Source organism: Pseudomonas fluorescens (assembly GCF_018614655.1).
GTDB lineage: Bacteria > Pseudomonadota > Gammaproteobacteria > Pseudomonadales > Pseudomonadaceae > Aquipseudomonas > Aquipseudomonas fluorescens_BX.
In genome coordinates this window covers 396815-405165 of the sequence record NZ_JAGGOG010000014.1, presented here as the reverse complement: position 1 = coordinate 405165, position 8351 = coordinate 396815, and the positions used below count along the sequence as shown (strand labels likewise).

Genomic DNA, 8351 nt, shown 5'->3' with positions numbered 1-8351 from the left:
CTCGACAGCTGCTACGGGGGGGCGGTTGGTTAGGCCTTCAAGGTCGCCATGTCGATCACGAAGCGGTACTTCACATCACCCGCGATCATGCGGGTGTAGGCTTCGTTGATGTTGCGGATGTCGAGCATTTCGATGTCGCAACTGATGCCGTGCTCGGCGCAGAAATCCAGGACTTCCTGGGTTTCGGCAATGCCACCGATCAACGAACCGGCCAGCACTTTACGGCCCAGGATAAGCTTGGCGGCGTTGACGGGCGGGTCCACGGGTTCAATCAACCCAACCAGAATATGCACGCCGTCAAAGCGCAGCACGTCGAGGTAGGGGTTCAGGTCGTGCTGCACCGGAATGGTGTCCAGCAGGAAGTCGAAATGCCCGGCCGCCGCTTGCATCTGCGCCTCGTCGGTGGACACGATCACGTGATCGGCGCCCTGGCGACGGCCTTCCTCAGCTTTGCTGGCGGAGCGGGTAAACAGCGTGACTTCGGCGCCGATGGCCTTGGCCAGCTTGATGCCCATGTGGCCCAGGCCACCCATGCCCAGTACGCCCACCTTGTCACCGGCCTTGATCCCGTAGTGCTTGATCGGCGAGTACATGGTGACGCCGGCGCAGAGAATCGGCGCAGCGCTGGCCAGGTCGAGCCCGGCCGGGATCTTCACTACGAAGTGCTCGTTGACCACGATGCTGTCGGAGTAGCCGCCCATGGTGTTGCTGCCGTCCACCCGGTCCGGGGTGGCGTAGGTCATAGTCGGGCCTTCGAGGCAGTATTGCTCCAGGTCCGCGTGGCACGCGTCACAATGGCGGCACGAGTCGACCATGCAACCAACGCCGACCAGGTCGCCGACTTTATGTGCGGTGACGCTGGCGCCGACGGCGGTGACCTTGCCGACGATCTCGTGGCCCGGCATCAGCGGGTACACGGCGATGCCCCATTCGTTGCGCGCCTGGTGGATGTCGGAGTGGCAGACGCCGCAGTAAAGGATTTCGATCGCCACGTCGTCGGCGCGCGGGCTGCGGCGTTCGAAGGACATGGGGGCGAGGGGAGTGGTGGCCGACTGAGCGGCGTAACCGATGGCGGTGTACATGGAGAACCTCGCAAAAGCAGTGACAGGTGAGGTGGGGCATTCTCCGCGCAGGTCCTTGCGACGGCCATGGCGATTGCTCCGAGTCTCATGCCTATTCGTCCGGGAATGCCCCTCGATTGGCTGCATCTGGCGCCGAACCTGCGATGATGCTGTCATCCCCTTTTTGCGAAGTTTTTTGTCATGTTGTTGACCCGTCATCTCGACGCTAATGCTGCGTTGGTCGCCTTGATCGAACCGCTGACACCCTGCGATGGTTTCTCACCCACGAACCTGCCCGGCGTGCAGGTGTTGCGCGCCAGTTGTGATGTGGCGCGGGGGCCGCAGATCTATGAGCCGAGCCTGATGATCGTCGCCCAAGGCAGCAAGGTCGCGTACCTGGGCCCGCGTACCCTGGAGTATGGCGCCGGGCACTACTTGATTCAGGCGATGCCGGTGCCCTTTGAGTGCGAGACCTTTGCCATGCCCAATGCGCCGCTGTTGGGCGTCACCGTGGGTATTGACCGGGTGGTGCTGGGGGAATTGGTCATGGCCATGGGCATCAGGCCGGGGCCACCGCCGGCGGCGCAAACCCTGGAGTCGATGAGCTCGGTGGTGCTCGATGACGCCATGCGCGGTTGTGTCGAGCGACTGTTGCAGTGCCTGCACGATCCGCTGGAGAGCCGGATCATGGGCCCGGCGCGGGTGCGGGAATTGCTGTTCACCGCTTTGCGCGGCCCACAGGCCGATGTATTACGGGCGTTGGTGGAGCAGCAGGGGCAGTTTTCCCGGATTGCCACCTCGTTGAATCATCTGCATGCCCATTACGCCGAGCCGCTCAATATCGAGACCCTGGCGGGGTACGCCAATATGAGTGCGTCCACCTTCCATGAGCATTTCAAGCGCTGCACGCTGCTGTCGCCGGTGCAGTACCTCAAGCGCCTGCGCTTGCTCAAGGCCCAGCAGTTGTTGCTGGTCGAAGGCATGAGCGTGGCACAGGCGGCGCATAGCGTGGGGTATCAGAGTACGTCGCAGTTCAGTCGGGAATATAAGCGCTACTTCGAGCGCAGCCCCGGGGATGAGCGGGTGGCCTGAGCCTCTATGGGCAACAAAAAGGCCCCCATTCGGGAGCCTTGATGTTCAAGCCGCTGGCTTACATGTTCGGGTAAGTCGGCCCGCCCGCACCTTCCGGCGTGACCCAGGTGATGTTCTGCGAAGGGTCCTTGATGTCACAGGTCTTGCAGTGCACGCAGTTCTGGGCGTTGATCTGGAAGCGCTTCTCGCCGTCTTCCTTGGTGATCACTTCATACACGCCAGCCGGGCAGTAGCGCTGCGCCGGTTCATCGTAGAGCGGCAGGTTGGTGCCGATCGGGATGCTCGGGTCTTTCAACTTCAAGTGGCACGGTTGTTCTTCTTCGTGGTTGGTACCGGAGATGAACACCGAGCTCAGTTTGTCGAAGCTCAGCTTGCCGTCGGGTTTCGGGTAGTCGATCTTCTGGCTGTCTTTGGCCAGCTTGAGGCAGGCGTAATCCGGCTTGGTGTCATGCAGGGTGAACGGCATTTTGCCGCCGAGGATGTTCTGGTCGAACCAGTTGAAGCCGGCACCGATGATCGGGCCGAACTTGTGCATCGCCGGGCCGAAGTTACGGCTGGCGAACAGTTCGTCGTAGAGCCAGCTCTTCTTGAAACTGTCGACGTAAGCGCTCAGTTCGTCGCCGCCTTCGGACTCGGCGAACAGGCGATCAGCCACGGCCTCGGCCGCAAGCATGCCGGACTTCATGGCCGTGTGGCTGCCCTTGATCTTGGCGAAGTTCAGGGTGCCCAAATCGCAACCGATCAGCGCGCCGCCCTTGAACACCATTTTCGGCAGCGAGTTCAGGCCGCCTTTGCAGATGGCACGGGCGCCGTAGCTGATGCGCTTGCCGCCTTCCAGGTACTGGGCCAGCACCGGGTGATGCTTGAGGCGCTGGAACTCGTCGAATGGCGACAGGAAGGTGTTGCTGTAGGACAGGTCGACGATCAGGCCGACGACCACCTGATTGTTTTCCAGGTGATAGAGGAACGAACCACCGGTGTTCTCGGCGCTCATGATGTCCAGCGGCCAACCGGCAGTGTGTACCACCAGGCCTGGCTGGTGCTTGGCCGGGTCGATTTCCCAGATTTCTTTCAGGCCGATGCCGTAGTGCTGGGCGTCGGCGTCGCTGTCGAGCTTGAAACGCTCGATCAGTTGCTTGCCGATGTGCCCACGGCAGCCTTCTGCAAACAGCGTGTACTTGCCTCGCAGTTCCATGCCTGGGGTGTAGAGGCCTTCTTTGGGATGGCCTTCACGGTCGACACCCAGGTCACCGGTGATGATCCCGCGTACCACGCCGTTCTCGTCGAACAGTGCTTCCTGGGCGGCGAAGCCTGGGTAGATTTCCACACCCAGGTTCTCGGCCTGCTGGGCGAGCCAGCGGCACAGGTTGCCCAGGGAAATGATGTAGTTGCCTTCGTTGTGCATGGTCTTGGGCACAAAGAAGTCAGGGACCTTGGTGGAAGCCTCGGGGCTGCGCAGGACATAAATGTCATCACGCACTACCGGCGTGTTGAGCGGGGCGCCGAGTTCTTTCCAGTCCGGGAACAATTCGTTCAGGGCGCGTGGTTCAAACACGGCACCGGAGAGGATGTGAGCGCCGACTTCGGAGCCTTTTTCGACCACGCAGACGCTGATTTCCTTACCGGCTTCGGCGGCCTTCTGCTTCAGTCGGCAGGCGGCAGACAGGCCCGCCGGGCCAGCGCCGACGATGACCACGTCGAATTCCATGTATTCGCGTTCCACAGGCTATCTCCTACTCAAGGCTCTACAGTTTTTTTTCTAATGGGTGGAGGTTCGGTGTTTCATCCACTATTGCCTGCATGAATCGCATGCGATAGCGCGGGGATGACCCACCTTTCTCTCTAGGTGGCGCATTATATCTACACCACTCTCAGCGTCCAATACAAACGTTTGTTTGAATTCGCCGCAAGCTAGGTAAATCAAAGCAGTGCGGCTTATAACTGACCATTTTGGCGTATTGACCAGAATAGGCGTTCCGGTCAATATACGGTCGGTTTTGCGCATCCCGTAGGCAGACTGTAGGTTTCAAGGCCACCTCTAAAGACAGGGCTAAGGCAAAAAGGTGACGCGCGATCAGACTTTGGCGCGCAGTTTACACGCCGCGATCATGAATGACCTCTCAGTCACCACTGACGAACGGTCAACACTCCCAGCGCCGTGTCACCCGTCGACAATTGCCGGCGTTTTTGGAGGTGCCCTTGTGTGCCGATGAGCATCAACCGCCAGGTTCGCCTAGGCGACTTTCTTTTCACCGGAGAGTAACGAGGAATCCATGAAGGTTCTTGTAGCTGTCAAACGCGTTGTCGATTACAACGTGAAAGTTCGCGTCAAGGCGGACAATTCCGGCGTCGACCTCGCTAACGTCAAGATGTCGATGAACCCTTTCTGCGAAATCGCCGTGGAAGAAGCCGTACGTCTGAAAGAGAAAGGCGTAGCGACTGAAATCGTCGTCGTCTCCATCGGTCCGACCACTGCTCAAGAGCAGCTGCGTACCGCGCTGGCGTTGGGGGCCGATCGTGCCATCCTCGTCGAATCCGCTGAAGAGCTGACGTCCCTGGCCGTTGCCAAGCTGTTGAAAGCCGTTGTCGACAAGGAACAGCCTACGCTTGTGATCCTTGGCAAACAGGCCATCGACAGCGACAACAACCAGACTGGCCAGATGCTGGCTGCACTGACCGGTTACGGCCAGGGCACCTTCGCCTCGAAAGTCGAAGTGAGCGGCGACAAGGTTGCCGTGACCCGCGAAATCGACGGCGGTGCACAGACGGTTTCCCTGAAACTGCCGGCCATCGTCACCACCGACCTGCGTTTGAACGAGCCGCGCTACGCGTCCCTGCCAAACATCATGAAAGCCAAGAAGAAGCCTCTCGAAGTGCTGACTCCGGACGCTTTGGGCGTTTCCACCGCCTCCACCAACAAAACCTTGAAAGTTGAAGCGCCAGCTGCACGCAGCGCGGGTATCAAGGTCAAGTCGGTGGCTGAACTGGTCGAGAAACTGAAAAACGAAGCGAAGGTAATCTAATCATGACTATCTTGGTAATCGCTGAACACGACAACAAAGTGCTGGCCCCGGCCACACTGAACACCGTGGCCGCTGCCGCCAAAATCGGTGGTGACATCCACGTGCTGGTTGCAGGTCAAGGCGCTGGTGCCGTGGCTGAGGCCGCTGCAAAAATCGCTGGTGTGAGCAAAGTACTGGTAGCCGACAACGCTGCCTACGCTCACCAGTTGCCGGAAAACGTTGCCCCGCTGGTTGCAGAGCTCGGCGCCGGCTACAGCCACATCCTGGCTGCCGCTACCTCCAACGGCAAAAACATCCTGCCGCGCGTTGCTGCACAGCTGGATGTTGACCAGATCTCCGAGATTATCTCGGTAGAAAGCGCCGACACCTTCAAGCGCCCGATCTATGCCGGTAACGCCATCGCTACCGTACAGTCCAACGCTTCGGTAAAAGTCATCACCGTACGTGCCACCGGTTTCGACCCGGTTGCCGCCGAAGGTGGTTCGGCTGCCGTTGAAGCTGTGGCTGCTGTGCACGACGCTGGCACCTCCAGCTTCGTTGGCGAAGAGCTGGCCAAGTCCGATCGTCCGGAACTGACCGCTGCCAAGATCGTCGTTTCCGGCGGCCGTGGCATGCAGAACGGCGACAACTTCAAGCACCTGTACGCCCTGGCCGACAAGCTGGGCGCTGCGGTCGGCGCTTCCCGCGCTGCCGTCGACGCAGGCTTCGTACCCAACGATATGCAGGTCGGCCAGACCGGCAAGATCGTTGCGCCACAGCTGTACATCGCCGTCGGTATCTCCGGCGCGATCCAGCACTTGGCCGGTATGAAAGACTCCAAAGTGATCGTCGCGATCAACAAGGATGAAGAAGCACCGATTTTCCAGGTGGCTGATTACGGTCTGGTAGCGGACTTGTTCGAAGCCGTACCTGAGTTTGAGAAGCTGGTCTAATCCGGCGGCTTCACTTATAAAGAGCCCGGTCTGTTGACCGGGCTTTTTTTTGCGCGTCAATTTTAGAGTGGAGAATCACGCCATGGAATTGCGTCCCTGGACTGTACTGCTGAGCCTGGCGCTCGTGCCAACCGTGTCCCTTGCCGCTGGCAAGTGCGAGCGCCTGGTGATCACCGGTAGCCCGGACGCACCGCCCTATCTGTGGCGCGATCCCCAAGATCCTACGCACCTGATCGGCAGCAGTGCCGATCTGTTGCAACAGGTCGGCAAGGACCTGGGTTTGAAAATCGACCTGTTGTACGGTGGCAAGCGCTCCCTGGCCCTGGACGAAGTGCGCAGCGGGCGCATGGACATCCTGGCCGATGCGCCACTGACCACCCGCGAGTTGGAAACCCTGGACTACATTCACCCGGCGCTGGTGCAAACCGACTACCTGGTGTGGACACGCAAGGATTCAACACTGGTCTACAACACAGCCGCCGACCTGCACGGGCACCAGGGCGCAGTCTCGCAAAGGGCGCGTTTGAGCCGTGACTTTGAAGCCTTCGCCTCCGAACAATTGACCTTGCAGCGCACGCCAACCGTGACCCCGGCCTTCCAGAAGTTGTTGCTTGGCGAAGTGGACTATGTAGTCGCAGGGCGTTATTCCGGCATGGCCATGGCCCAGAGCCTGGGCATGGACAAAGATCTGGTGGCTCGGGAACTGCCCATCGATCAGCCGGGTCTGTTCCTCGCCATTTCCCACAACTCGGCCTGCAACGATCCGTGGTTGCGCGGACAGCTCGCCAAAAAGATGACAGAATTGCCCGCGTCCGGTCTGGCGCAAACTGCGCTGCAGAGCAATCTGCAACGCTGGAAGGCGCAATTGCAGCAACCTGTCGGTACCCCAACAAAGTAGGGATTTTCAGTGACTATTCGACCTCTTTTCGCGGCCCTCGCCGTTGTAGCTTTGGCGGGATGTGCAGCCGATCCTGCGCCGAATGAACAAATGCGCCTGACTGGGCAAGCCCTGGAACAGGCCACCGCCGTGGGCGCCATCGCCGACGACTCGCCTGAGTTGAAACTGGCCGAGGGCAAGTTCGCCCGGGCCAAGGCCGACATGGCTGACAAGTCCTACAAGCATGCCCGTATGCGAGCCGAGCAAGCCGAACTGGATGCCCGACTGGCGGAAGCGCAAGTGTTGACGAAGAAAAGTCAGGAACAACTGAACGTGCTTAATACCCGTATCACCCGTCTGCGCAAACAGTTGGGAGAAGCCCAATGAACCCGATGATTCGCGGATTGAGCTGTGTGCTTCTGCTGGGTAGCGTGGCGATGGGCGGTTGCTCCAGCCATCCCAATACTGAGGCCGCCCTGGATCAGGCCAGCAGCGACTTCCAGAAGGTCAAGGAGGACTCCAATGTATTGCGTATCGCGCCCAAGGACGTGATCCGTGCCGGTGAATCGCTGGCCCGTGCCGATCGTTTCTCCAGCTATTGGGGCAGCAGCGCTGACGTCGCGCATTACGCCTACCTCAGCCAGCGCTACAGCGCGATTGCCCGGGAGCATACCGAGCAGGTGCTTAACGAAGAGCGCGGTGCCAAGCTCGAACTGGAACGCCAACGCCTGCAATTGGCCCTGCGTGAGGCCAAGTTGCTGAGCGTACAGCAACAGGGCAAGTGGCTTGAGGAGCAGATCATCAACCTGGCGACCAAGACGGATCGTGGCCTGGTGATGACCCTGGGGGACATGTTGTTCGATACCGGTGATGCGCAGCTGAAAAGTTCGGCCAACCGCACGGTGCTGAAAATCGTCCAGTTCCTGCAACTCAACCCCAAGCGCGTGGTGCGCATTGAGGGTTACGCCGACAATACCGGTGGCGAGCAAGAAAACCTCAAGCTGTCCCGGGACCGTGCCCAGGCGGTGGCGGACGTCTTGGTGGACCTGGGAATCGATGAAAAGCGCATCCAGGTGGAAGGTTATGGCGACCAATACCCGGTGGAGGTGAATGCTTCCGAACGGGGGCGTGCGCAGAATCGTCGGGTCGAGATTGTGTTCTCCGATGAGAAGGGCCAGTTGGGCGCCGCGCGCTAACAGTCTGGCGCAGATCAATATGTGGGAGCGGGCTTGCTCGCGAACGCGAAGTATCAGTCAACATTTCAGTTGCTGACACATCGCGTTCGCGAGCAAGCCCGCTCCCACATTTTTGTTCGGTGTACATCCGAAGTCCTGTCAATATCCTTACAGTTTTTTCTATCACTGCC

Annotated in this window: 8 protein-coding genes; 6 read left to right on the top strand and 2 right to left on the bottom strand. The window is 59.8% G+C overall.

Annotation, left to right across the window (positions count from 1 at the left end):
* Nucleotides 1–29 precede the first annotated feature (29 nt).
* Nucleotides 30–1082, bottom strand: coding sequence for an NAD(P)-dependent alcohol dehydrogenase (locus J7E41_RS15760; protein ID WP_214994178.1), 1053 nt, complete (start codon nucleotides 1080–1082; stop codon nucleotides 30–32).
* A gap of 180 nt (nucleotides 1083–1262) precedes the next feature.
* Between J7E41_RS15760 and J7E41_RS15755 the strand changes: the two genes are divergently transcribed.
* Entirely contained in the window at nucleotides 1263–2153 is an 891-nt protein-coding gene (locus J7E41_RS15755; RefSeq protein ID WP_214994176.1) for an AraC family transcriptional regulator, read from the top strand.
* 58 nt (nucleotides 2154–2211) lie between these two features.
* On the opposite strand, the gene J7E41_RS15750 is transcribed toward J7E41_RS15755, so the two are convergent.
* Nucleotides 2212–3876 (bottom strand): electron transfer flavoprotein-ubiquinone oxidoreductase, encoded by a 1665-nt coding sequence (locus J7E41_RS15750; RefSeq protein WP_214994175.1) that lies wholly within the window; start codon nucleotides 3874–3876, stop codon nucleotides 2212–2214.
* A gap of 550 nt (nucleotides 3877–4426) precedes the next feature.
* Here J7E41_RS15750 and J7E41_RS15745 point away from each other — a divergent pair.
* The 5 genes from J7E41_RS15745 (at nucleotide 4427) to J7E41_RS15725 (ending at nucleotide 8181) form a co-directional block, all read left to right on the top strand.
* Nucleotides 4427–5176 carry an electron transfer flavoprotein subunit beta/FixA family protein gene (locus J7E41_RS15745; RefSeq protein ID WP_155583136.1) on the top strand — a complete coding sequence of 250 codons (750 nt, stop codon included), beginning with the start codon at nucleotides 4427–4429 and terminating at the stop codon, nucleotides 5174–5176.
* A gap of 2 nt (nucleotides 5177–5178) precedes the next feature.
* Complete coding sequence (locus J7E41_RS15740; RefSeq protein WP_214994174.1) at nucleotides 5179–6108, top strand: electron transfer flavoprotein subunit alpha/FixB family protein; 930 nt, start codon at nucleotides 5179–5181, stop codon at nucleotides 6106–6108.
* An 82-nt stretch (nucleotides 6109–6190) separates the two neighbouring features.
* Entirely contained in the window at nucleotides 6191–7006 is an 816-nt protein-coding gene (locus J7E41_RS15735; protein ID WP_214994173.1) for a substrate-binding periplasmic protein, read from the top strand.
* A 9-nt stretch (nucleotides 7007–7015) separates the two neighbouring features.
* On the top strand, nucleotides 7016–7372 hold the full coding sequence (locus tag J7E41_RS15730; RefSeq protein ID WP_214994172.1) for a DUF4398 domain-containing protein: 357 nt from the start codon (nucleotides 7016–7018) through the stop codon (nucleotides 7370–7372).
* A complete protein-coding gene (locus tag J7E41_RS15725) occupies nucleotides 7369–8181 on the top strand; it encodes an OmpA family protein (protein ID WP_214994170.1) in 813 nt (270 codons plus the stop codon). Before J7E41_RS15730 ends, J7E41_RS15725 begins: the two co-directional genes overlap by 4 nt.
* Nucleotides 8182–8351: the final 170 nt, after the last annotated feature.

Bases quoted from the DNA above. Each gene is read 5' to 3' on its own strand.
- J7E41_RS15760 (WP_214994178.1), bottom strand. From the start codon at position 1,082: ATGTACACCGCCATCGGTTACGCCGCTCAGTCGGCCACCACTCCCCTC.
- J7E41_RS15740 (WP_214994174.1), top strand. From the start codon at position 5,179: ATGACTATCTTGGTAATCGCTGAACACGACAACAAAGTGCTGGCCCCG.
- J7E41_RS15745 (WP_155583136.1), top strand. From the start codon at position 4,427: ATGAAGGTTCTTGTAGCTGTCAAACGCGTTGTCGATTACAACGTGAAA.
- J7E41_RS15755 (WP_214994176.1), top strand. From the start codon at position 1,263: ATGTTGTTGACCCGTCATCTCGACGCTAATGCTGCGTTGGTCGCCTTG.
- J7E41_RS15735 (WP_214994173.1), top strand. From the start codon at position 6,191: ATGGAATTGCGTCCCTGGACTGTACTGCTGAGCCTGGCGCTCGTGCCA.
- J7E41_RS15725 (WP_214994170.1), top strand. From the start codon at position 7,369: ATGAACCCGATGATTCGCGGATTGAGCTGTGTGCTTCTGCTGGGTAGC.